This is a genomic window from Kocuria sp. UBA1838, from assembly GCF_002338785.1.
In the GTDB taxonomy this organism is placed as follows: domain Bacteria; phylum Actinomycetota; class Actinomycetes; order Actinomycetales; family Micrococcaceae; genus Kocuria; species Kocuria marina.
The window spans coordinates 349,276-372,820 of the sequence record NZ_DDIY01000017.1 but is presented as its reverse complement, the minus strand read 5'-3'; the positions used below and the strand labels follow the sequence as shown (position 1 = coordinate 372,820).

The window sequence follows — 23,545 nt, the reverse complement described above, 5'->3', positions numbered from 1 at the left end:
CCGCTAGGTTCCGGGGACCTCTGCGGCCTGGCCGCGGGGGTCCCCGTAGAGGTTCTGGGCCAGGCGCACCACGGCACACAGCGCGGGGTTGGGGTCCGCCGCGCGCCACATGAGCTGCACGTCCAGGGGGCGCTGCGGCTGGGCGAGGGGCCGGAACACCACGCCGTCCGAGGCGACGTTGTCCCGCACGGTGTCGAGGCTCAGGGCGCAGCCGATCTGGGCGGCCACGAGCACCACCAGGGTCCACGAGTCCGGTGCCACCTGGGCCACGCGTGGCACGAAGCCCGCCGCTGTGGCGAGGGAGGTCAGCCGGTTCTGCAGTGCGGCCCCCGGACCCGAGGGCAGGATCACCCAGGACTCCTCGGCCAGCTGTGACATCTCCACCCGGGGCGCGTCCGCCAGCGGGTGGTTGCTGGGCAGCACCACCATGACCTCCTCGTGGCCCAGCACGGACGAGCGCAGCTCCGAGGGGATGAAATCCCACCGCCCGATGGCCACGTCCAGGGAGCCGCCCAGCACCTTCTGCATGGCGGTGTGGGAGAACTGCGAGCCGTGCAGCTCCAGGTGTACCCCGGGGCGGTGGGTGCGCACGTGGCGGGCCAGCTCCCCCACCTGCCGGTTGATGGACGCTCCCGCGAACCCGAGGCGCACGCGCCCGGTCTCTCCGGTCATGGACTTGGCCACCGCGGTGCGGGCCTGTTCCGAGGCCGCCACCAGCTCGCGCGCGGGCTCCAGGAGGGCCGCCCCGGCCGGGGTGAGCGAGACCTGCCGAGTGCTGCGCTCGAACAGCTGAGCACCCAGGGACTTCTCGATGCTCTTGATGAGCCGGCTCAGGGGTGGCTGCGCGATCCGCAGGTTGGCGGCGGCGCGCCCGAAGTGCAGTTCCTCGGCAACCGCCAAGAACGCCTTGGCTTCGTGGACTTCCATGGGCGGAGCCTACGTGATTGTTGCCACACGCGCATCAGTCCATCGCTCTTCTTGTATTGGACAGAACCTAATGACGGTGATTGTGTGGGATGAAACACATTCCCCGTCCCAGTGGAGCGTTCATGTCCCTCACCCAGGATCCTGCGACCTCCGGGCCGCTCAGCGGAGTGGTCGTCGCGGACTTCTCCCGCGTGCTCGCGGGGCCTTACTGCACCATGCTGCTCGCGGACATGGGCGCCACCGTGGTCAAGGTGGAGAGCCCCACCGGGGACGACACCCGCGGGTACAAGCCGCCTAGCCGGGACGGGGTGGGCACCTACTACCTCTCCGTGAACCGCAACAAGCACTCCATCGTGCTGGACCTGCGCGATCCGGCGGACCTGGAGACCGCCTACGAGATCATCGACGCCGCGGACGTGTTCATAGAGAACTTCAAGCCCGGCGGGCTGGCCCGCTACGGGTTGGATCCCGAAGCCGTGGCCGAGCGGTGGCCCGGGCTCATCCACACGAGCATCACCGGATTCGGCACGGACCGCGGCGCACACCTGCCGGGCTACGACCTGTTGGTCCAGGGCGTCTCAGGCTTCATGTCCGTGACCGGCTCCGCGGACGGCCCACCCCAGCGGGCGGGCGTGGCGATGTTCGACGTCCTCACCGGGCTGCACGCCGCAGTGGCCATCCTGGGCGCCCTGCACGAGCGGGACGTCTCCGGCAGGGGCCAGCACATCCATCTGGATCTGCTCTCCTGCGCGCTGTCCTCCCTGGTCAACCAGACCACGGGCTACGCGGCGTGCGGCAACGACCCCCAGCGCATGGGCAACGACCACCCCAGTCTGTTCCCGTACGGACCGTTCCCCACCGCGGACAAGGACCTCATCATCACGGTGGGCAACAACCCCCAGTTCCGGCGTTTCGTCACGGTGCTGGGCCTGCCCGAGCTCGCGGAGGACCCGCGCTTCGACACCGTGGAGAACCGCAACCAACACCGTGAGGAGTTGCGCCCGCTGCTCAACAAGGCGCTGTCCTCGGACACCGCCGAGGTGTGGGCGTCCCGGTTGCAGGCGGAGGGCCTGCCGTGCGCCCCCATCCTCACCATCCCCGAGGGCGTGGAGTACGCGGCCTCCCTGGGCCTGGACCCCGTGGTGCAGGTGGGCGAGGGCGACGAGGCCGTGCCCCTGATCAAGAACCCCGTGACCTTCAGTCGCACCCCGGTGCGCTACGACAAGGCCCCGCCCGCCCTCGGTGCGGACGGCACCGATGTCATGGCCTGGCTGCGTTCCCGTCGCGCCGCCCACGACGACGCCCCCGCACCGGACCGCACGGCCGTCGGTGCAGTGCCCACCGCCGCGCACGACGGCGCCGCCGGTTCCCCGGGCGCGGCCCCGAACCGCGCGTAGCCCCTCCCCACACCAGAATCTCGCGCCGCAGCGAGGCGGAGCCCCGCCTCCCGGCCACCGAAAGGACCCGTGATGAGCGAACTGCTCGAGAACCCCGACTTCTTCCTGCTGGACCAGGAACTCTCCGCCGAGGAGATCGCCCTGCGCGACCGCGTGCGCACCTACGGCCAGGAGCACGTGCTGCCCGCGATCAACGCGTTCTGGGAGCGCGGCGAGCACCCCCTCCCCGCGTTCAAGGGCCTCGCCGACCTGGGGGTCGTGGGAACGTTCATCGAGGGCTACGGCTGCCCCGGACTCTCCCGCCAGGCCGCCGGGCTGGTGGCCCGTGAGATGGGCCGGATCGACGGCTCCGTGAACACGTTCTTCGGCGTGCACTCCAACCTGTGCATGGGCAGCATCTACATGCTGGGCAATGAGGAGCAGCGCCAGCGGTGGCTGCCCACCATGGCGAAGATCGAGACGACCGGTGCGTTCGCGCTCACCGAGCCCACCCACGGCTCGGACTCGGTGTCCCTGGAGACCTCCGCGCGCCGGGACGGGGACCACTGGGTGCTCAACGGGCACAAGCGGTGGATCGGCAACGGCCACGCCGCGGACGTGATCGTGCTCTATGCCCGGGACGAGGCGGACGGACAGGTCAAATGCTTCGTGGTGGAGAAACAGGAGGACGGCGAGTACCCGCAGGGCTACCTCCCCACCGTGATCGACGGCAAGATCGGCAAGCGCGCCATCAACCAGGCGGACATCGTGATCGAGAACCTGCGGATCCCCGAGGAGAACCGGCTGGAGAACTGCCACAGCTTCAAGGACGTCAACAAGGTGCTCAAGGCCACCCGCGGCGGTGCCTCGTGGGAGGCCGTGGGGCACGGCATGGCGGCGTTCGAGATCGCCGCGAACTACGCCCTGGAGCGCGAACAGTTCGGGATGCCGATCGCCAGCTACCAGCTGGTGCAGGAGCGGCTGGCCACCATGCTCTCGGACCTGACCTCCATGCAGCTGCTGTGCACCCGCATGGCGCAGTTGCAGGAGCGCGACCAACTCACGGACGCCATGGCCTCCATGGTCAAGATGACCACTTCCCGCAAAGCCCTGGCCATGTGCCGCACCGCCCGGGACATGCTGGGCGGCAACGGGCTGTTGCTGGAGTACCACATCGGCCGTCACCTCACCGACATGGAGGTGGTCTCCACGTACGAGGGCACCGACTCGATGCAGGCGCTCATCGTGGGCCGGGAGATCACCCGGATCTCGTCCTTCACGCGCACGCGCAGCTGACGGGTCCGGGCTGGTGGGTACGCCGTAAGGGTTCGTGAGTTCTGTTCCGGGCCTCGCCGCGAGAAGATGATGGGCATGGTTAACCGCGTAGGTAGTCAGTCCTTTGCGACGAGCAGTACCGCTTCGACCTCATTCGTGGGACGTCGCAGGGAACTGAAGGAAGCGCGGGCCACGGTGTCCCGCTCGCGGTTGACGACCCTCACGGGTCCCGGAGGCGTGGGCAAAACCCGCCTGGGGATGGAAGTCGGTCAGCGCTTGCAGACCCATTTTCGCGACGGTGCGTGGATGGTGGATCTGGGATCCCTCAACCCCGGTGCCCCCATCAGCCCGATAGTCGCCTCCGCCCTGGCCATTCAAGACCAGTCGAATCGCGGGGCGCTGGAACGAGTGACGGACTACCTGCAGGACAAGGAGTTGTTGCTGTTCCTCGACAACTGTGAACACGTGCTGTCCGGGGCCGGGGAGTTGGTGGACCGTGTCCTGGCCACGGCCCCGGGGGTGAGGATCCTCACCACCAGCCGTGAGCCCCTGAGCCTGGCCGGCGAGGCGATCTATCCCGCGCCTCCCTTGGCGACACCCTCCGTGGAGGACGACCATGCGGTTCAGGACCTTGAACGCTTCGAATCGATTGCCTTGTTCGTGGACCGTGCACGGAACGTGGTGGGTGACTTCACGATCACTCCCGAGAACCAGAGGGCCGTGATCGAGTTGTGCACGCGTCTCGACGGCATGCCACTGGCCATCGAATTCGCCGTTGCGCGGTTGCAGAGCATGTCCGTGACCCAGTTGCTCGATCGCCTGGACCAGCGCTTCCGATTGTTGAGCCGCGGGTCTCGCACTGCTCAACCCCGGCACCGCACACTCCAAGCGTTGATCGACTGGAGTTACGAGCTCTGTACCCCGGAGGAGCAGGTGCTGTGGCAACGGCTGTCAGTCTTTCCCAGCAGTTTCGATCTGGAAGCCGCCGAGGAGATCTGCAGTTTCGATGGTCTCGTCCCGGATCTCGTTCTGGACTTGTTGGATCGCCTCGTGGCCAAGTCCATCCTGCTCACCGAACGCAACGGGGAGGCAGTGCGCTACCGCCAGCTCATGACCGTGCGTGAATACGGCGCCGACCGGCTGAACGACGGCGCGGCCACTGAGCTGCGCCGTCGTCACCGGGATTGCTTTCTTCGCCGGGCGGAAACCATGGTCGAACAGTGGTCTACTCCGCGCCAGGGTGAGTTCATCCTGCGCGCTCGCACGGAACGCCCCAATTCCATGGCGGCATTGCAGTGGTCCGTAGCCACCCCCGGTGAGATCAACGCTGCTGCACGCCTGGCGGTGGCGTTGCGTCACCACTGGGTGTCGGACGGTTACCTCAGCGAAGGACGTTTCTGGCTCGACCGTGTGCTGGGCGAGTACGACGACGCCCCGGAACGACGCGAACGAGGATCCGCGTTGTGGGTGGTCGCCTGGGTCAGCCTGATGCACTGGCGCCCCGGATCGAGAGGTCCGAGGCGCCAGTGTCAGTCGGTCAGCGCGTGAAGAAACGCTGGTGCGGCTGGGACTCAGACGGTGACCGTTGCCGCGGAGCGCACCGAAGGAAATACGCCTGAGAGGAACTCCTCGATCTCCGCCGTATCCCCCAGCGGGAAGATGCCAGCCACGTACTGGTCGGGGCGGACCACTACCACCGCACCGTCCGCGCTGATACCGCGCTCCTCGAAGATGTCGTGTCCCTCCAATGTGCCAAACACCTTCTCCATGTCCGTCAGTCGGAACGTGCCGGTTTTGGGCTTGAACGCCTCCGGCACGTCGGATACATCGAATTCGGTGTGCCGCTGGCGGTGGATCAACTTGGTGTCGAACAGATCGGGAGACAGCGATCCTTCAGCCCAGTGGGCCCAATCCTGGAGGGTCTGGGAAACTCCCGGAGCTGCGTCGTCAGCGAAAACGTAGACACGCCACCGACCGTCCGCGAAGTGATCGTGCCCGATGTGCATGGGCACCAGATCGCACACACGGCCCGCCATGGCGGACTTGAAACGCCTACCGAGCGGGTATCCCTCAGCGAGTTCCTGGTGCTTGGTGTCCGCCGTGATCATCGATGGCTCGTACTCGGTGAGGTAGCCCGCGTTGAACTCGGCGTTCTTCGTGTAGAAATCCTCCAGCTCGTTGGGGTTCTCGAACTGGTCACTCGGCTGCGCCATGAGGGTGGACCATGCCTTGTCGAACTCGATCAGACGATGGGCGATGTCCTTGCGCTCCTCCGCGTAGGTGCGCAGCAGTTCCACGGGGCTGTTTCCGGAGAGCACGTGGCCCAGTTTCCACCCCAGGTTGAACCCGTCCTGCATGGACACGTTCATACCCTGCCCCGCCTTGGCCGAGTGCGTGTGGCACGCATCCCCGGTGATGAACACGCGGGGGTCCTGGCTGGAGGTCTTCTCCGAGGCGCGGTCATCGAAATGGTCGGAAACGCGGTGACCCACCTCGTAGATCGAGTGCCACACCACGTTCTTCACATCCAGCTTGTACGGGCTCATGATCTGCTGCGCAGTGGCGATCACGTCCTCGAGTGGAGTCTCACGCACGGAGCGATCACCCTCCGCCACTTCACCCAGATCCACGTAGAGCCGGAAGAGGAACCCGCCCTCGCGCGGGATGAGCAGGATGGTGCGACCGGTCGAGGACTTGATGGTGCACTTCTTGCGAACGTCCGGGAAGTTGGTGTCCGCGTAGATGTCCATCACGCCCCACGCATGGTTGGCCTGCTTGCCATGCAGTCGATACCCTAGAGACTTGCGCACATTGCTCCGAGCGCCGTCCCCCCCCCCCCACCACATACTTGGTACGCACCTGAAGCTCTTGGCCCTCGTCGGGTCCGGCCGTGCGGCGCAGGGTCACCGTGATCGGGTATTCGCGGTTCTCTTCCTCGGGGGCGACTTCCATGTCCACAAATTCGTAGCCGTAATCCGGTTCCATCCGAGTGGGCGCGTTCTCCATGAACCGATTGAAATGATCGATGATGCGCACCTGGGTGATCAGCATCATGGGCCATTCGCTGAATTCTTCCGGCAATTCGCGGGTGCTCATCTCGCGGATGATACGTTCCGGGTCCTGGGGATCAGGCTTCCAGAACGCCATGTCCGTGATGGTGTGCGCTTCCTCGTAGATCTCGTGGGCGAAGCCGAACGCCTGGAACGTCTCCATGGTCCGGGAGTGCACGCCATCCGCATTGGCCAACGGCAATCGGTGTCCCCGGCGTTCGATCAACCTGGTGTTGACCTCTGGGAACCGGGACAGCTGTGCTGCGGTGATCGACCCGGCGGGACCGCACCCCACGATCAGCACGTCCATGGTGTCGGGCAACTCGGCGGGACGATCCACCCCCGAGCCCTGAGCGGGCATAGTCATGGGATCACCGGTTTGATAGCCATCTACATGAAACTGCATAATATCTCCTTGGAGGAATGGAATGACATTCCGTGTTTTGCCTCACACGATATGGATCTCACTCGGTAACTCACAAGCAGTTCAGCCGCTACAGACAACATCCGCCTCAAAAACTGGATCGGCTAGCATGAAACTGGCGTTGTCGTAAGGGTAGGAATACGCAATTCGACCATTCGGACGAAATCCATATTGATTAGTTACCGAACGCTTTTGATATCTGGCAGATCTCGCCGTCGGAACTCGCCCCAATGAGCACGCTAGGTCCGAATGTCGCCCCAGAACTCGTTCGCTCGCTGAGGACCACCCTGGTGGTGCTCTCGGCCCGGGCGGTCCACCCCGGAACTCACAGCACCGTCCGGGCGGAACGTGTCACCATGGGGACGGGCCCGCCACACCCGGGTGGGCCCACCTGTCCTTCTATCGGTGAGGTAAGTCTTCCGTGTCCCACGCCCCCTCCCCCCGCGGCCCCGAGGCCTCCTATCCGCAGTTCGCCGGCCCACCGGCCGGGACCTCCGCCCGCTCGGTGACCACCCGGACCGTGGTCGGTGCCTTCCTGGCGCTCGCGGTGCTGTGGGGTCTGGTCATGCTCATCGCGTACGGCAGTCTGCACACGGTCACGGGTCAGGCACTCGACGAGGTCGCCCTGGCCCAGGCCAAGGCCGACCGCAATGTCTACCTCCCCGGCGCGGCCCTCGTCCTCGCGCAGTACGTCCCGGAGCTCGGGGCGGTGGCCGCCGGCGTCCTCGCGCTCGTGTGGGCCGTGCGCTACCGCCGTTGGACGGCCGCCGTATGTGCCGCGGGGGCGGCGTTCGCTGCGAACGTGACCACCCAGTTCCTCAAGCACGGGGTGCTCGACAAACCCGATTTGGGGATCCAGCAGATCGCGTCCAACTCGTTCCCGTCCGGTCACACGACCGCGGCGGCCTCCGCGCTCATGGCCGTGCTGCTCGTGGCGCCTCCCCACCTGCGGGCCAGGGCGGGGCGCTGGGGAGCCCTGATAGCGGCGGTCATTGGCATGCTCACCATCCTCAACGGTTGGCACCGTCCCACGGACGCCGCGGCCGCGCTGCTCATCGTGGGCGGGTGGGGCGTCGTGGCAACCCTCGTGGCACGCGCCGTCGACGCCGCTCTCTCCCGTACCGACGCCCGCCCCGGAGCGGCATCGCTCCAGTTCTACCGGCAGTTCCGGAAGAACCGTTCGCGTAGACGCCAGGACATCGAATGGAGCGAGGACCGGGGCGAGAGTGCCTATCTTCCGCCGGCCCACGAGCGCGCCGAGCGGCAGTTCGCGGAACAGCAGCGTGGTGAGCAGGAGCGGGCGGCATCGTACCCGCAGGCTCAGCAGGGGTACCCGCCCGCGCAGTACGGGCACCAGCAGCCCCAGCCGACGTGGTCGCAGCCCGCCCCCTACGGAGCGCCCGTGTACCGCCCGCGATTCCCCGCGCGACCCCGGTTGGGCACCGCGATCACCCTGACCGTGGTGGCCGCGGCATTGCTCGCGGCAGCAATCTGGTGGCCCTCCCCGACCGTGGCGGGCACGCTCGCCGGGCGGGTCACGCTCACGGCGGGGTACGTGGGCATCGCGGCAGCCGGGGCCCTGGGGTGGTCGCTCGTGGCGCGGCGACTGCGCGACACGACCCGGTGACTACGAACGCAACTGCTATCGAACGTCCGGGAGTGACGACCGGCTAGATCGCCGCCAATCGGTCCAGGAAAACCCTGGCCACGCCGGCCTGGTACGGCAAGCGGTACATCGAGGCGGTGGACGGGCCCTCACCGGAGAGGCCCGCGTCCCGAGCGCGCCGGATGGCCAGCTCCATGGTGTCCGCCTGCTGGGACACGAAGTTGCCGGTCACGGGCGAGCCGTGGCCCGGCACGAACACCCGGTAGCGTTCCAGAGTCGCGAGCGCGCGCAAGGACTCCACCCAGCGCTGGGGGTAGGCGTCCTCGAAGTTGGGGTCCGCCCCCTCCTCCACGAGATCACCGCAGAAGACGACGTCGTCCACGCCCACGCACACGTCGTTGTCCGTATGACCGGGGCCCAGGAAGAACAGGGTGACGGGGCGTTCCCCCAGGTCGATCCGGGTCAGGGAAGGCCTGCGACCGTCCCCCGGAAGAGTGTTGGTGGGCATAACGAGCTGGGTGTCCATGCCCTGGCCCTCACCCATCTCGGGTTCCTGCGTGCTCACGAAACTGCGCTGGTACTCGCCGACCTCCGCCATCGCGGCCGCGCACGCCTTGTGCGCCCAGAACTCGGTGGCCCCGGCGCGCGTGAACACCGCGTTACCCATGTAGTGGTCGTAGTGCGCGTGCGTGTTCACCACGGTGAGCGGTAGCTCCGTGAGCTCACGCACCGCGGTCAGGATCTCCCGGCCCTGGCGAGGCCCCGCACCCGTGTCGATCACCAGGGCGCGCTGAGTGCCCAGCACCAGACCGGAGTTCAATCTCCAGTTCTCGGTGCCGATCACATAGACGCCGGGGCGCAACTCCTGGGTGCGTGCCATGGGGCTCACTCTATCGGCAACCCCGCACCCTCTACGTATCGCCGCAAGCCACCGGGGCATGTGGCACGACGCCGCTCCGGCCGCCCCGCGCGACGGGAACCCGCGGCGGGGCGGTGCTACTGTGTGCCGCGTGTTTTCGACCAACCCCGACACCCCCGTGACCCCGGCGGGCCGCTTCGCGCCGTCGCCGTCGGGGGACCTGCACCTGGGAAACCTGCGCACGGCCCTGGCCGCGTGGGGATTCGCGCGGGCCACGGGGCGCCGCTTCCTGTTGCGCGTGGAGGACCTGGACCGGGTCAAGAAGGGGGCCGCACAGCGCAACGTGGCGGATCTGCGGGCGATCGGCCTCGACTGGGACGGCCCCGTGGACCACCAGTCCGAACGCATTCCCCGATTCCTGGACCGCGTACAGGATCTCACCGAGGCGGGCCTCACGTACGAGTGCTTCTGCACGCGCAAGGAGATCCACGCGGCGGCCTCCGCTCCCCACGGCATCCCGGGCGCGTACCCCGGCACGTGCCGGAACCTGAGTGCGGCCGAGCGCGCGCGACGTCGTACCCAGCGACCCCCCGCCATCCGGCTGAGGGCGCAGACGCGGGAGTTCACGGTGCACGACCACTTCGTGGGCGAGTACACGGGAGCCGTGGACGACATGGTGCTCGTGCGCAACGACGGGACGCCGGCGTACAACCTGGCCGTGGTCGTGGACGACGCCGAACAGGGTGTGGACCAGGTGGTGCGCGGGGACGACCTGTTGCCGTCCGCTCCGCGACAGGCGTATCTCGCGGGGCTGCTGGGGCACCGGGTTCCCGAGTACGCCCACGTGCCGCTGGTGCTCGGTCCCGCCGGGGCGCGGCTCGCCAAGCGGGACGGCGCCGTCACGCTCGGGGAGCTCGAGGACATCGGGTACACGGCGCAGGACGTGCTCGCGTGGCTCGCCGGCTCTCTGGGGATCGTCCACCCCGTGCGCACCGCCGCGGACGTGCTGGACCGCTGGGACCCGAGCTCGTGGCGGCGCGAACCCGCGACCTTCACACCGTGGCCGGTGACGCGTCCGTAGGGCCTCCGGAGCGGTAGAGTTGTGAACTGCCTCACACGGCTCACATGGGATCTGCGTCACCTCCCCTATACAGTGGACGCAGTCCAACGATCCCGTACCGGAAGGCACGAGTATGTCCGATCAGGCGTACCAACTCCTGGCGATCCTGGCGTATTTCATCGCCATGATCTGTATTGGCCTGTGGGCCAACAGCAAGACCAAGAACCTCGACGACTACATGCTGGGCGGGCGCAACCTCAAGCCCGGCGTGGCTGCACTGTCGGCCGGCGCGTCGGACATGTCCGGATGGCTGCTCATGGGTCTGCCCGGTGCCGTGTACCTCTCGGGTCTCGTGGAGGCGTGGCTCGCGATCGGGCTGACCATCGGTGCGTGGGTGAACTGGAAGATCGTGGCACCGCGGCTGCGCGCGTACACCGAGGTCTCCCACAACTCCATCACCATCCCGTCCTTCCTGGACAACCGCCTCAAGGGCAACACCCGCGTGCTGCGCGTGATCTCGGGTGTGATCATTCTGGTGTTCTTCACGTTCTACGTCTCCTCCGGCATGGTGGCCGGCGGTGTGTTCTTCCAGTCCTCGTTCGGCACCAGCTACCTCACGGGCATGCTCCTGGTGGCCGGGGTGACCGTGCTCTACACATTCTTCGGAGGCTTCCTGGGGGCGTCCTACACGGACCTGTTCCAGGGTCTGCTGATGCTGGGCGCGCTGCTGCTCGTGCCGATCGTGGGCATCTTCCTGGTGGGCGGGCCCGGTGAGATGGCCACCCGGATCGAGAACGTGAACCCCGACGCGCTGTCCCTGTTCGCGGGCGGCACTGCGGTGGGCATCATTTCCTCGCTCGCGTGGGGCCTGGGTTACTTCGGCCAGCCCCACATCATCGTGCGCTTCATGGCGCTGCGCACCCCCGCGGACGCCAAGTCCGGGCGCCGGATCGGAATCGGCTGGATGATCCTCACGGTGCTGGGTGCCATCGGCACCGCCCTGGTGGGCATGGCCTACTACGGCAACCGCCCGGGCCAGGAGCCCACGGACCCGGAGGCCATCTTCCTGGACATGTCCCAGGTGCTCTTCCACCCGCTGATCGCGGGCCTCGTGCTCGCCGCCGTTCTGGCGGCCGTGATGTCCACGATCTCCTCGCAGCTGATCGTCTCCTCCTCCGCGCTGGTGGAGGACCTCTACAACCTGGCCGCCAAGCGCACCCCGTCCCCCAGGGCGCAGGTGTGGCTGGGCCGCGGTGGCGTGCTGCTCGTGGCCCTCGTGGCGGCCGCTCTCGCGTGGGAACAGAACTCCACCATCCTGGACCTCGTGGGCTTCGCGTGGGCCGGCTTCGGTGCCGCCTTCGGCCCCGTGGTGCTCATGAGCCTGTTCTGGCGCAAGCTCACCAACGCGGGCGCCATCAGCGCCATGGTCGTGGGTGCCGCGACCGTGTTCCTGTGGCAGTACACCCCGTGGAGTGACCTCTACGAGATCATCCCGGGCTTCATCCTGGGTGGTCTGGTGGGCATCATCGTCTCGCTGGCCACCCACCGGGAGAACCCCGAGATCCAGCGCGAGTTCGACGAGACTCTCCGCCTGGTCCACCACCCCGAGCAAGCCGATCCCGCCGCCGCGGCCAAGGCGGCCGCCGGTGGCACCACCCCCGGGACCGTCTGAGTTCCACGGCCTGCGCCGCGGCGCAGACGGACGACGCCCTCGCACCGCACGGTGCGAGGGCGTCGTTCATTCCTGCGAAACCCGTTCCGCCGGGGCACGCGGGCTCAGAAGCCGAGGTCGTGCAGCGAGGACCGCATGGTCCCCGCTGACGCGCGCAGCTGCTGCTTCTCGGGCTCGCCCATGGGAATGCGCAGCTGCTGGCCCACACCGGCGCCCCCCACCACGGATGGCACGGACAGGGCCACGCCGCTCACGCCGTAGTAGTCCTCCAGCACGGTGGACACGGACAGCACCGACTGCTGGTCCTTGAGCACGGCCTCCGCGATACGCACCCCGGCCAGGCCGATCGCGTAGTTGGTGGCGCCCTTGCCCTCGATCACGCGGTAGGCGGCGTTGACCACCTGGTCCTTGAGCTCGTCCAGGCGCTCGGTGGTGAAGGGCCGGCGCCCGTCCACCTCCCACTCGCTGAGCGGCACCTGACCGATGCTCGCGGAGGACCACACGGGGAACTCGCTGTCCCCGTGCTCACCGATGATGTAGGCGTGCACGCTGCTGGTGTTCACCTGCGCCTCGCTGCCGATCAACCAGCGCAGCCGGGAGGTGTCCAGCACGGTGCCGGAGCTCATGATCCGCTGGTGGGGAAGCCCGGTGATCTGCTGGGCCACCACGGTGAGCACGTCGCACGGGTTGGTCACCAGCACGAAGACCGCCTGCGGCGCCTGCTCCACCAGTTGCGGCATGAGCGACTTGAGGATCGCGGTGTTCGCACCGGCCAAATCCAGGCGGGTCTGCCCGGGGCGCTGCTTGGCGCCGGCGGTCACGAAGACGATGTCCGCGTCCTTGAGCACGGCGACGTCGTCCGAGCCCTCCACACGGACGCCCGGGGCGAACATCTGGCCGTGGGAGAGGTCAAGTGCCTCGGCCTCCACCTTGGCGGTCTGCAGGTCGTAAAGGGCGATGTCCGTGGCCGTGCCCCGGATCATCGCGGCGTAGGCCAGGGATGTCCCCACGGATCCTGCCCCCACGATCCCGATCTTGGTGCGGCGCACGGTAGTTTCGTTTGACGGGCTCACGGCTCATTCTCCATTCGACGCGCTCGGTCCGACCGCGCCCGCGGGGGACCCGCGAACCCGGATCAGCTGACGGGGACGGCGACGCCGTTCGGTGGCGTCCCGCGCGGTGGGCACCGCGCGGTCCCCACCCCATTTTCGGCCGCGACGGCGATGCCTGGCAATGAGCAGCCCACGTCGGGGCGGGGGTGTCCCGCGCCGTCGTGGGCTGCGCTCTTCGAGTGTGCTTCAACGCGGAGGCCACGGCCGACTTTCCAGACACTCCCAAGCCACGGCCACGTTTGAAGGCGCTCCCGGGTCCGGGCCACACGCCCTGCCCAGGTCAGCAGTGGTAGGTGTCGGTGGGGGCCTCGAAGTGCATGTCGTAGCCCTCCGGCAAGCGCATCCCGAATGCCGACGCCAGCCCCAACACCTTGCGGGCCCGGGCCAGTCGGGGCAGGTCGGAACCGTTGCGGATCTGACCGCCCTCGGCCTCGAACTCCCCCAGGAACTCGGTGGCCCAGGACAGCTCGCTCAGGGACGGGGACAGCCCCTCGTTGACGGTGGCGGTCTGTTCCGGCATGAGGCACAGCTTGCCGGTCATCCCGAACTCCGTGGTCACACCGGTGGCCTCCGCGAGCTTGGCACCCAGCGCGCCCACCGCCGGGCCGTCGATGGGACCCGGGAGGTTCGCGGCGCGGGAGGCGATGGTGAACTGCGAGCGCGTGTACGCCAGCGCCATGGGGTTCTCGCCGAAGCCGGTGTCACGGCGGTAGTCGCCGATCCCGAACGCCAAGCGGTACGTGGACCGGGCCGTGGCGATGGCCTGGAGGTTCTGCACGCCGCGCGCGGTCTCCACGAGCGCCACGATTCGGGTCCCGCGCAACAGCTCCGCGGTGCGGGTCACGTGTTCCGGGGACTCGGTCATGGCCAGCATCACGCCGTCCAGCCCGGGGACGTCCCGCAGTGCGCGGAGATCTTCCTCCCACCACGCGGTGCCGAAGCCGTTGATGCGCACCCACGCACGGTTCTGTTCGCCGTCCTCGGTGCGCGCACCGAGCCATTCCAGGACGTTCTCGCGAGCCTGGGCCTTGTCCGCCGGGGCCACGGAGTCCTCCACGTCCAGGACGACGGCGTCCGCGGCACTCTGCGCGGCCTGGTCGAAACGGGACCTGTGGGAGCCGTTGACAAGCAGCCACGAACGGGCCAGCTCCGGCCCCACGGCGGGGGTCTCGGCGGGGTCGATGGTCATGGTGGTGGTGTCCGGAATGGTGGTGGTCATGATGTCACTTCGCGATCTGTGTCTGTGAACGGACGCGCCCCCGCGAGTCCCGGGTGCCGCCCGGGGCCCGACGTATCACGACTGCCCCAACGCGTGGGCGTCGGGCAGGTGTACCGATCCGGGTGAGCGGGAAATCGGGGTGGCGCAGGTCAGCCGAACGCACGGACCAACCTGAACGATGGGGCGGTTGGTGCAGGTTGTCCGCCAGTCGTGGTGCCCGGCGGCCTCGACATCCCTCGAATGCGCGGGCCGCGGCGCACGGTGATGCGCTCGGGCGTAAACGGTGACCCCACCGTAACCCAGCTCACACCCGATCTCAAACGGGGTGTCCACGGCCGTCCAGACCCCACCGCCCCGGCCGCGTTCGCACACCGGGCCCGCGCTGTCCGCCCGCGCACGGGCCCCGCTCAGCCGTCCCGCCGCAGCGCGCGGGAGGTCTTGGCTGTGGCCACCGCGTTCCACGGGTCCTCGGGCCAGGGGTGCTTGGGGTAACGGCCACGCATCTCGGCCCGGACCTGGGCGTAGGGCCCCGACCAGAAGGACGCGAGGTCATCGGTGATCGCGAGCGTGCTCCGCCCCGGGGAGAGCAGGTGGAACTGCACGGGCACACGCCCGGCCACGACGCGCGGCGTCTGCGCCCACCCGAAGCACTCCTGCAGTTTCACCGCGACCACCGCCGGACGGGCGGGTTCGTCCTCCGAGAAGACCGCCGGGTAGTCGATCCGGGCGGTGTTCCCGCTGGGAACCATGAGCCGCTGGGGGACCAGCTCGTCCAAGCGCGCCGCCTCCGGCCAGGGCAGCAGCCTGCGCAGCGCATCGACCACGCGGATCGACCGCAGCGACCCGCCACGCGCCACGTCCCGCAGTTCGGGGGCGAGCCATTCGGTCACGCGCTCGACCAGAGCGGCGTCGTCGACCGCGGGCCACGGCTCCCCCAGGTGACGACGCAGCAGCGCGAGCCGGGCGCGCAGCCCGCGGGAAGCGTCGTCCCACGGCAGTAGGTCCAGGCCCTCGGCGGCGAGCGCGGCGCGGATGGCGGGCACGGCCGTGTCCGGATCCGCGCGGACGGGCGTGGCGGAGAGCTCGATCGCGCCCACCGCACGCACCTCGCGGGTGCTCACGCGACCGTTCGAGAAGCTCGCGCGCGTCTCAGTGCGGGCAAGCGGACCGGCGGCGAGCTGCGCGTGCGCCAGGTCCAGGGGTGCCGCCGCACGGATCACCGCGCCGGTGCCCGCGGCAACCCTGCCCGCGGCGCGCGTCAGTTCGGCGACGGCCAACCACTCGTGGTGACGCAGCGGGCTCCCGGTCTCCAGCCCCGCGCGTGTTCCGGAGGCGAGCAGCCATTGGTCCCCGTAGGCGTCCATCCGCCGGGCAATCCACTCGGGCCGCGCCAGGGCCACGACGACACCCTCCCGGACGTCGTCGGGCACGTCCGATTCCGGCCCGCGGGGCGGCGCGTCCGTGTTCTCCTCGGCTCCCTCCGCCGCACCGTCGCCCGCCAGCGCGGGGTGCGCCGCCATACGTTCCAACCGCTGCGCCTCGCGGCGCCACCGAGCGGACTCGTCACCACGGGAGGAGCGCAGCCCGCGCACCAGCGCGGGGACGTCCGCGGCGGGCACGCGAACGCCGTCGGAGACGGCGGCGATGACCTCCGCCGCCGTTCTAGCACCCACGAGGTCCGCTCCGTCCAACAGGGCGCGACCCCAGCGGGGTTCCACCGGCAGGGAGACCAGCAGGCGTCCGAGGCCGGTGGCGCGGCCGTCCTCGGCTACCGCGCCGAGGCGCGTCAGCTCGGCTTCGGCGTCCGAGCGGGCACGGGGCGGCAGCGGGTCCGGCAGGGCCATCCCCTCACCTCCCGGTGAGCCCCACACGGCGAGCGCGAGGCACGCGGCGGTGAGGTCCGCCGTGCGCACCTCGGGAACGGAGTGGGCGGGCATGGCGCCCCAGGCGGCGTCGTCGTAGCAGCGCACCACCGTGCCCGGGCCCTGGCGAGCGGCGCGGCCGGCGCGCTGCTCGGCCGACGCCTTGGACGCCGAGACCGTGACGAGCCCGGAGATCCCGCGCCCGGCGTCCCGGCGGGGCTGGCGGGCCAGACCAGAGTCCATCACGAGGCGCACGCCGTTGACGGTGAGCGAGGACTCTGCGAGGGACGTGGTGACCACGATGCGCGGGCGCTCCCCCGGCGCGCGGCCCGCGACGGCGCGGTCCTGCTCGCGCGGGCTGAGCTGACCGTGCAGTTCCAAGACCTCGGCGTCGGTGAGGCCCCGCAGCTGGGCCGCCACACGGGAGACCTCCCGCGCGCCGGGGAGAAACACGAGGGCGTCCACGGTCGGGTCGGTGGCCACGGCGCGGGCATGAGCCGCCGCGGCGGTGCGGGCCACATGAGCCAGGAACGCGGGGGTGACACCCCGTTCGTCGAGGCGCTGCGGGCCCGGCGCCCACTCCACTGTGAGCGGATGCAGCGCGGACGGGCAGTCCACCACCGGAGCGGGCGCGTCCCCTCCCAGCAGGGCCGCAAACCGTTTCGCCTCCACCGTGGCGGACATGGCCACGAGCACGAGGTCCTCCCGCAGCTGCCGCAGCTCCGCGAGCATCCCCACGAGCAGGTCCGACTCCACGCCCCGCTCGTGCACCTCGTCCAGCACCACGGCCGCGGTCCCGGCCAGTTCCGGGTTCTGCAGCAGTCGGCGCAGCAGGATGCCGGGGGTCACGAACTCCACCCGAGTGGCCTTCGACGTCCTGCGCTCGCCCCGCACGCTCCAGCCGATGACGCCGCCCGGCTCCGTCACCGTGAGCGCGGCCAGCCGGCGCGCGGCGGCCCGAGCGGCCACCCGGCGGGGCTGGACGACGACGACGCGGTGGGCGGCGGGATCAGCATCCGCACCGGACGCCCCTACGAGGTTTTCCCGGACCGCGTTGGACACCATCGGGGGCACCAGGGTGGTTTTACCGGTTCCCGGCGGGGCCTGCACCACGGCCACGCCCCCGCGCAGCGCCTCCTGCAGAGCCGGCACGGACTCCGCGAACGGCAGGCCCCGGCCGATCCGGCGGACGTCGAACGGGGCGGCACTCATGGGTTCCAGTATGACCGAGCCCTCGGACGCGATTGTTAGGGTGGGCAGACCCCGATGGAGAGGTGGGCATGGACTCGACCGCGAAACTGGGCCGCGCACTGGGCATCGGCGCGATCGTCGCCGGTGTCATCCTGTTGGTGGTGACAGCGGTGGCGGGAATGCTCACCTTCACGTTCCTCACCTTGACGTTCGTGGCCGTGGTCTTCGGCGCGTGCGCGGTCGCGGTGGCGGGCCGCTCGAACGGCCACGACCGAGTAGCGTCGGCGGGCACAGCGACGTCAACGGACCCGACGCCGAGTGGGACGGCGCTCCGGCCACCTGCCTAGAGTGGTACCCATGACCAACGCGCAGCTTCCCGAGCAGGTATCCGAGATCTTCGACCCGCAGCAGTGGCGTCCGGTGCAGGGCTTCGAGGACCTGCAGGACATCACCTACCACCGCGGGGTGGAACGGGACGGGGACGTGGTCAGGGATCTGCCGTGGGTGCGGATCGCGTTCGACCGGCCCGAGGTGCGCAACGCATTCCGTCCCGGGACCGTGGACGAGCTGTACCGCAGCCTGGATCACGCCCGGATGTCCTCGGACGTTGGCGCCGTGATCCTCACGGGCAACGGCCCCTCCGCCAAGGACGGCGGGTGGGCGTTCTGCTCGGGCGGCGATCAGCGCATCCGCGGCCGGGACGGCTACCACTACGCCGAGGGTGAGACCGCGGACTCCATCGACCCGGCCCGCGCCGGACGCCTGCATATCCTGGAGGTCCAGCGCCTGATCCGCACGATGCCCAAAGTCGTGATCGCCGCGGTCTCCGGTTGGGCCGCTGGCGGCGGCCACTCGCTGCACGTGGTGTGCGACCTCACCATCGCGTCGAGCGAGTACGGCAAGTTCAAGCAGACGGACGCGACCGTGGGTTCATTCGACGCTGGCTACGGTTCCGCCTTGCTGGCCCGCCAGGTGGGCCAGAAGTTCGCACGAGAGATCTTCTTCCTCGCGGATGAATATTCCGCCGAGGACATGCACCGGATGGGCGCGGTCAACCGGGTGGTCCCGCACGCGGACCTCGAGACGACGAGCGTCGAGTGGGCCCGCAAGATCACCGCTCAGTCCCCGCAGGCCGTGCGGATGCTCAAGTACGCGTTCAATCTCCCGGACGACGGCATGGTGGGCCAGCAGGTCTTCGCGGGCGAGGCCACCCGCATGGGCTACATGACCGACGAGGCCGTCGAGGGCCGGGACGCCTTCCTCCAGAAGCGCGACCCCGACTGGTCCGCGTTCCCCTACTACTTCTGAACATCACGGCATGTCGGATTATCCGAATGATCCCGCGCTGCCGGGTGAGCCCGTGCCGGCACCCGAGGCGCGGGCGCTGCCGAGCGACGTCGTCACCCTGGACGGGCCCGTCCCCGGGGACCCACTCGAGCTCGTACCGCGCCTGACCGCAGCCCTGTCCCGACCGGGCCCTGCGGTGGTCGTGGCGACGTCCGGCTCCACCGGGCGCCCCAAGAAGACCGTGCTGAGCACGCAAGCTCTCACGGCCTCCGGTCGCGCCACCGAGCGTGCCACGACAGGCCCCGGTCAATGGTTGCTGTGCCTACCGGCGCACTACGTCGCGGGCATCCAGGTGCTGGCGCGCTCGGTGCTTGCGGGCACGCGCCCGGTCGCGATGCCCACCGAGCATTTCACCCCCGCCGCGTTCGCGGACGCCGCGCAGCGGCTCACCCATCCGGTGCGCTACGTCTCGGTGGTGCCTACGCAGCTGCAGCGCATTCTGGACCCGCGCGACGGCGCACCCGACCCGCGCGCCGTCGCCGCCCTCGCCCGCTTCGATGCCGTCCTCGTGGGCGGCTCCGCGCTGTACCCCGACCTCGCCGCGCGCGCCGCGGACGAGGGCGTGCACGTGGTGCGCACATACGGGATGTCGGAGACGTGCGGGGGCTGCGTGTACGACGACGCCGCGCTCGACGCCATCACCGCCGGGATCGTCCCCGACGGTGCACCATCCAGCGCCGTACCCGACCCGAACGAGCGCCGGGAGGGCCGGATCTGGCTGGGCGGGGCGGCCGTGGCCGACGGCTACCTGGACGATCCCGCCCAGACCGCGGACCATTTCCGTGTGATCGGCGGCGTGCGCTGGTACCGCACGGACGACCTCGGTGTGCTGCGGGAGGACGGGACGCTCAGGGTGCTGGGCCGCACGGACGACGTCATCAACACCGGCGGTGTGAAGGTCTCCGCGGGACTGGTCGCGGCCGAACTGCAGCGTGATGAGCGGGTCCGCCAGGCACTCGTGCTCGCGGTGCCGCACCCGGAGTGGGGGCAGGCGGTCGCGGCGTTGATCGCGCTGCGGGAGGGCTCGGACCTCAATGCCGTGGAGCGTGAACTGTCCTCGGCGATCCGGGACGGGCTCGGAGCCCCCGCGGTGCCCAAGCTGTGGCGTCACGTGGCGCAACTGCCCATGCTGGCCACGGGGAAACCCGACCGCCGTTCCGCCGAAGCGTTGTTCGCGAGCCCCGGTGTATAGCGCGCCGGCGTTCCACGGGGCCGGGGTGTGGCTGCCGACCGCGACAGGCCGGGCGGTCCTGCGTGACGAACCCACGGACGGGACGAGGTGACATCATGCCCGCGCACTCCCTCGACCTGGTGCTCTCCCCCGCCTCAGATGATCTGATCCGCTCGCGGTGGGCGGCACTGCACGGGGCCGGTCTACCGAGCCTCGCCACGCATTGCGGTGCGTCCAACGCCCCGCACATCACCGCACTGTCCGCGCCCTCGATGCCCGAACACGTCCTGGCCCGAGCACGGGAGGTGTTCCCCGCATTGTTGCCGTGTTCCGTGGATATCCCTGGGTTGCTCGTTGTGGGGCACGGGCCCTTCGTGCTCGCGGAGTCGGTGATTGTGCCACCCGGGGTCACGGAGGCCGTCCGCGAGCTGGAACGGATCGCGGCGGAGTCCCGACCCCCGGCCCGCCCGTGGGTTCCGCACCTGACCCTGGGTAAGCGACTCACCGCGTCTCAGGTGGGTAAGGCCTTGGAAGTACTCGCAGACGTGCCCGCACCGCGCGCGGTCGAGATCACGGGCCTGCGACGGTGGGATCCCGACCAGCGCGTCACCGCCATGGTGGCGGGCTGAACCGGACCGGGCGGCTTACCGCGTTCGCGCCGTCGTCATCCCTTGGGCTCGGCGAGACCGCGCATGTCTGACGCACTCAGGCGCCCCAGCGCCCGACCGGAATCCGCGACCGCCTCCACGGCCGGGCCGCTGAGACCGCCTGGGCTCATCGTGTCCCCGGAACGTGTGCACGTGCACAGCGCGTGAAACAATGACACGAACCCGTCCCCGTTCTCGAAAGGTTGCACCGTGGCCACACCAGCTCAGTGGGTCGAGGGAGCACGTCTGCGTACGCTTCCCATGGCCGCGGCCCCCGTGATCGCCGGCACCGCCGCCGCCCAGTGGATGGCTGCCGCACGGTTGGGCCCCGCGGTCCTCGCGCTGCTGGTCGCGCTGTTCCTGCAGATCGGGGTGAACTACGCCAACGACTACTCGGACGGCGTGCGCGGGACGGACGACGATCGCGTGGGCCCGTTGCGTCTGACCGGCTCCGGTGCGGCATCCCCCCGCGAGGTCAAGACCGCGGCGTTCGTGTGCTTCGGGCTGGCTGCGCTCGCAGGCATCGCGCTCGTGGTGGTCTCCCAGCAGTGGTGGCTCGCCGCGGTGGGTGTCCTGGCGATCCTCGCGGCATGGGGCTACACGGGTGGCAAGAAGCCCTACGGGTACATGGGACTCGGCGATCTCTTCGTGTTCATCTTCTTCGGTCTCGTGGCCACCCTGGGTACCACGATCACCCAGGCCGGGCGGCTCAACCTGGAGTCGTGGGTCCTGGCGATCTCCACCGGGCTGTTCGCGTGCGCGCTGCTCATGGCCAACAATGTCCGGGACATCCCCGGGGACCGCGCCGTGGGCAAGAAGACCTTGGCCGTGCGTCTGGGCGATCCGAAGGCCCGGCTCACGTTCACCACGGAGCTGTTCGTGGGGATGGTCCTGCCGTTGCTGCTCGTGCCCCACAACCCGTGGGTGCTCCTGATTTATGCCGTGACGCCACTGGCCATCGGCGCGGCCGTGACCGTGCTCAGGACCACCGACCGGCGCGAGCTGATCCCCGTGCTCAAGCAGTGCGGTTTCATCAACCTGGGAGTGACCGTGCTCTACGCGATCGCAGTGCTGGTGCACCAGTACCTGGGCTGACACTCCCCGCCGCTTGAATCATGGCGTCGCGCTCCGGGTGTGCGCCATCGCGACCGCTGAAGTTCCCCGGGCCAGAACCCCGCGGGCGGACGCTCAGACGTCCTTGCGAGCCTCGCGGTCCGTGTAGGAGTCCTCGATCTCCTGGTCCTCCAGGGCCACCCGGTTGGTGGGCTTGGGGGTGCGTGAGATCCATCGGTGGAAGTCCTGGCCCGCGGCGTAATGCAGCTTGGGGAAGAAGATGTAGCAGATCGCGAAGGCCGCCACCACGGCCGCGATCCCGGAGAAGACCAACCCCAGCCCCAGGTACATGCACAGCAGGAAGAGCACCACCAGGATGCCCAGGCGCAGCAGGGAATACTTCACGAAGTTCACCCAACCATTCTACGGGCCCGCCCTGGGTGCTTCCCGGGCACCGTGGTTGCCTGCGAAAAGCCCCGATCTGGACAGGACGTTGCCCGTGCGGGGCATCTGCCTCGGACGCCCTCCCCGCTCAAGGCCCCGGCCCTGGTCAGGGCGCCTTCCTGCCCGGGCCCGATCCGGACGGGACGCGCTCCCCCACCCGCCGCGCTGACCCGAAGAGAAACTGCCCAGTCCACTCCCCTAGGATGATCCGCATGGGCAGAGCGATCCTGATCATCGGAGCAGGCGCCCTCGCTGTGGGCGTCATCATTTACGCGCTCATCGAGTGCGCGCAGTCGGACAAGTACGCTGTGCGGGCCATTCCCAAGTGGGGTTGGCTGTTGGTGATCCTGCTGTTGCCGGTGGTCGGGGCGGTGCTGTGGCTCTTCTTCGGCCGCCCCCGCAAGGACGACGCCGCCCGCGAACCCCAGCGCGGCCGCGGCCCGGACGACGACCCCCAGTTCCTGCGCAACCTTGAGGAGCGGCGCAAGCAACAGGAACGCGCTCGCAAGCTCCAGGAATGGGAGAACGAACTCAAGCGCACCGGTCGCGCCCCGGGCGAACGCCCCGACGCCGAGGAACCGGTGTTGGATCCCTCCGACCCGCGCCTCGCTGCTTCCTCCCCCGACCACCCGGCGGGTGATGTCCGCGCGGACGACCCGGACGACGTCGCCCCCCGCAGCGGCTCCCACTCGGAAGACTCAGACGCTCCCCGGGACGATCCCGACGCGGACGGCCTGGACCCCGACGATCCGCGCGGCGACGACTCGCGTCCCGGTGGTTCCACTCCCCGGTAACGAGCCCGAGATACCCACTGAACATGACGTGAGCCCCGCCCCATGAGGGACGGGGCTCACCTGTTTCGCGAACTCATGTCACGGGCTCATGCCCGCGGAGGACTCACAGGCCCGAGTACGAGTGCAGGCCCGGGAACAGCGTGTTGACCACCGTGAAGTTGAACACCACGCACAGGTAGCCCGCGATCGACAGCCACGCGGAACGATTGCCGTTCCAGCCGCGGGTCACGCGCGCGTGCATGTAGGCGGCGTAGACGGTCCACACCACGAAGGTCCAGACCTCCTTGGTGTCCCAACCCCAGAACCGACCCCAGGCCTGATCCGCCCAGATGGCACCGGCGGCCAGGGTGAAGGTCCAGAACACGAATCCCACGGAGTTGAGCCGGAAGGAGAAGTTCTCGAGGGTCACGGACGTGGGCACGGCCCGCAGGAAGCCCAGACGGGCGTCCTCGCCGG

Annotated in this window: 19 protein-coding genes and 1 pseudogene; 12 read left to right on the top strand and 8 right to left on the bottom strand. The window is 69.3% G+C overall.

What is annotated here, in order from left to right; translation table 11 throughout:
* Nucleotides 1-3 precede the first annotated feature (3 nt).
* Nucleotides 4-927 (bottom strand): LysR family transcriptional regulator, encoded by a 924-nt coding sequence (locus tag B3I25_RS10800; protein ID WP_064846670.1) that lies wholly within the window; start codon nt 925-927, stop codon nt 4-6.
* A gap of 122 nt (nt 928-1,049) precedes the next feature.
* On the opposite strand from B3I25_RS10800, the gene B3I25_RS10795 reads away from it, so the two are divergent.
* The 3 genes from B3I25_RS10795 to B3I25_RS10785 all read left to right on the top strand — a co-directional run bounded on the left by B3I25_RS10795 (nt 1,050) and on the right by B3I25_RS10785 (nt 5,126).
* Nucleotides 1,050-2,324 (top strand): CaiB/BaiF CoA transferase family protein, encoded by a 1,275-nt coding sequence (locus B3I25_RS10795; RefSeq protein WP_098054853.1) that lies wholly within the window; start codon nt 1,050-1,052, stop codon nt 2,322-2,324.
* Between the two features lie 72 nt (nt 2,325-2,396).
* Nucleotides 2,397-3,599: an acyl-CoA dehydrogenase family protein gene (locus B3I25_RS10790; RefSeq protein WP_098054855.1), complete on the top strand. Its 1,203-nt coding sequence runs from the start codon at nt 2,397-2,399 to the stop codon at nt 3,597-3,599.
* A 135-nt stretch (nt 3,600-3,734) separates the two neighbouring features.
* Complete coding sequence (locus B3I25_RS10785; protein ID WP_286738990.1) at nt 3,735-5,126, top strand: ATP-binding protein; 1,392 nt, start codon at nt 3,735-3,737, stop codon at nt 5,124-5,126.
* Nucleotides 5,127-5,149: 23 nt separating this feature from the next.
* On the opposite strand, the pseudogene B3I25_RS10780 reads toward B3I25_RS10785, so the two are convergent.
* Nucleotides 5,150-7,034: pseudogene (locus B3I25_RS10780) on the bottom strand (FAD-dependent monooxygenase).
* Nucleotides 7,035-7,473: 439 nt separating this feature from the next.
* Here B3I25_RS10780 and B3I25_RS10775 point away from each other — a divergent pair.
* Nucleotides 7,474-8,679 (top strand): phosphatase PAP2 family protein, encoded by a 1,206-nt coding sequence (locus B3I25_RS10775; protein WP_286738989.1) that lies wholly within the window; start codon nt 7,474-7,476, stop codon nt 8,677-8,679.
* A gap of 43 nt (nt 8,680-8,722) precedes the next feature.
* Here B3I25_RS10775 and B3I25_RS10770 read toward each other — a convergent pair whose 3' ends face one another.
* The gene (locus tag B3I25_RS10770; RefSeq protein ID WP_286738987.1) at nt 8,723-9,538 is read right to left on the bottom strand and encodes an MBL fold metallo-hydrolase; all 816 of its coding nucleotides are present in this window, start codon (nt 9,536-9,538) and stop codon (nt 8,723-8,725) included.
* A gap of 130 nt (nt 9,539-9,668) precedes the next feature.
* Between B3I25_RS10770 and gluQRS the strand changes: the two genes are divergently transcribed.
* Both gluQRS and putP read left to right on the top strand, forming a co-directional pair.
* Nucleotides 9,669-10,598: a tRNA glutamyl-Q(34) synthetase GluQRS gene (gene gluQRS / locus B3I25_RS10765; RefSeq protein ID WP_064846667.1), complete on the top strand. Its 930-nt coding sequence runs from the start codon at nt 9,669-9,671 to the stop codon at nt 10,596-10,598.
* 112 nt (nt 10,599-10,710) lie between these two features.
* Nucleotides 10,711-12,249, top strand: a complete 1,539-nt coding sequence (gene putP, locus B3I25_RS10760) for a sodium/proline symporter PutP (protein ID WP_286738986.1) — start codon at nt 10,711-10,713, stop codon at nt 12,247-12,249.
* A 104-nt stretch (nt 12,250-12,353) separates the two neighbouring features.
* Here the strand turns inward: putP and B3I25_RS10755 are convergent, their stop codons facing one another.
* From B3I25_RS10755 to hrpB, 3 genes are all read right to left on the bottom strand, one after another.
* The gene (locus B3I25_RS10755) at nt 12,354-13,322 is read right to left on the bottom strand and encodes an L-lactate dehydrogenase (protein WP_098054861.1); all 969 of its coding nucleotides are present in this window, start codon (nt 13,320-13,322) and stop codon (nt 12,354-12,356) included.
* Between the two features lie 319 nt (nt 13,323-13,641).
* Nucleotides 13,642-14,580: an HpcH/HpaI aldolase/citrate lyase family protein gene (locus B3I25_RS10750; RefSeq protein WP_098054863.1), complete on the bottom strand. Its 939-nt coding sequence runs from the start codon at nt 14,578-14,580 to the stop codon at nt 13,642-13,644.
* A gap of 407 nt (nt 14,581-14,987) precedes the next feature.
* Entirely contained in the window at nt 14,988-17,654 is a 2,667-nt protein-coding gene (gene hrpB / locus B3I25_RS10745) for an ATP-dependent helicase HrpB (RefSeq protein ID WP_286738985.1), read from the bottom strand.
* Nucleotides 17,655-17,722: 68 nt separating this feature from the next.
* On the opposite strand from hrpB, the gene B3I25_RS10740 reads away from it, so the two are divergent.
* From B3I25_RS10740 to B3I25_RS10720, 5 genes are all read left to right on the top strand, one after another.
* Nucleotides 17,723-17,980 (top strand): hypothetical protein, encoded by a 258-nt coding sequence (locus tag B3I25_RS10740; RefSeq protein ID WP_286738984.1) that lies wholly within the window; start codon nt 17,723-17,725, stop codon nt 17,978-17,980.
* A 10-nt stretch (nt 17,981-17,990) separates the two neighbouring features.
* Nucleotides 17,991-18,941 (top strand): 1,4-dihydroxy-2-naphthoyl-CoA synthase, encoded by a 951-nt coding sequence (locus tag B3I25_RS10735; protein WP_286738983.1) that lies wholly within the window; start codon nt 17,991-17,993, stop codon nt 18,939-18,941.
* Between the two features lie 10 nt (nt 18,942-18,951).
* Nucleotides 18,952-20,172: an AMP-binding protein gene (locus B3I25_RS10730; protein ID WP_193518967.1), complete on the top strand. Its 1,221-nt coding sequence runs from the start codon at nt 18,952-18,954 to the stop codon at nt 20,170-20,172.
* A gap of 95 nt (nt 20,173-20,267) precedes the next feature.
* Complete coding sequence (locus B3I25_RS10725) at nt 20,268-20,780, top strand: 2'-5' RNA ligase family protein (protein ID WP_286738982.1); 513 nt, start codon at nt 20,268-20,270, stop codon at nt 20,778-20,780.
* A gap of 228 nt (nt 20,781-21,008) precedes the next feature.
* On the top strand, nt 21,009-21,893 hold the full coding sequence (locus tag B3I25_RS10720; protein WP_035965116.1) for a 1,4-dihydroxy-2-naphthoate polyprenyltransferase: 885 nt from the start codon (nt 21,009-21,011) through the stop codon (nt 21,891-21,893).
* 93 nt (nt 21,894-21,986) lie between these two features.
* Here B3I25_RS10720 and B3I25_RS10715 read toward each other — a convergent pair whose 3' ends face one another.
* On the bottom strand, nt 21,987-22,265 hold the full coding sequence (locus B3I25_RS10715; RefSeq protein ID WP_035965117.1) for a DUF4229 domain-containing protein: 279 nt from the start codon (nt 22,263-22,265) through the stop codon (nt 21,987-21,989).
* 242 nt (nt 22,266-22,507) lie between these two features.
* Between B3I25_RS10715 and B3I25_RS10710 the strand changes: the two genes are divergently transcribed.
* Entirely contained in the window at nt 22,508-23,089 is a 582-nt protein-coding gene (locus tag B3I25_RS10710) for a PLDc N-terminal domain-containing protein (protein WP_286738981.1), read from the top strand.
* A 103-nt stretch (nt 23,090-23,192) separates the two neighbouring features.
* Here B3I25_RS10710 and ccsA read toward each other — a convergent pair.
* Nucleotides 23,193-23,545: cytochrome c biogenesis protein CcsA (gene ccsA / locus B3I25_RS10705; RefSeq protein WP_286738979.1), on the bottom strand; the 353-nt coding region annotated here is incomplete at its 5' end.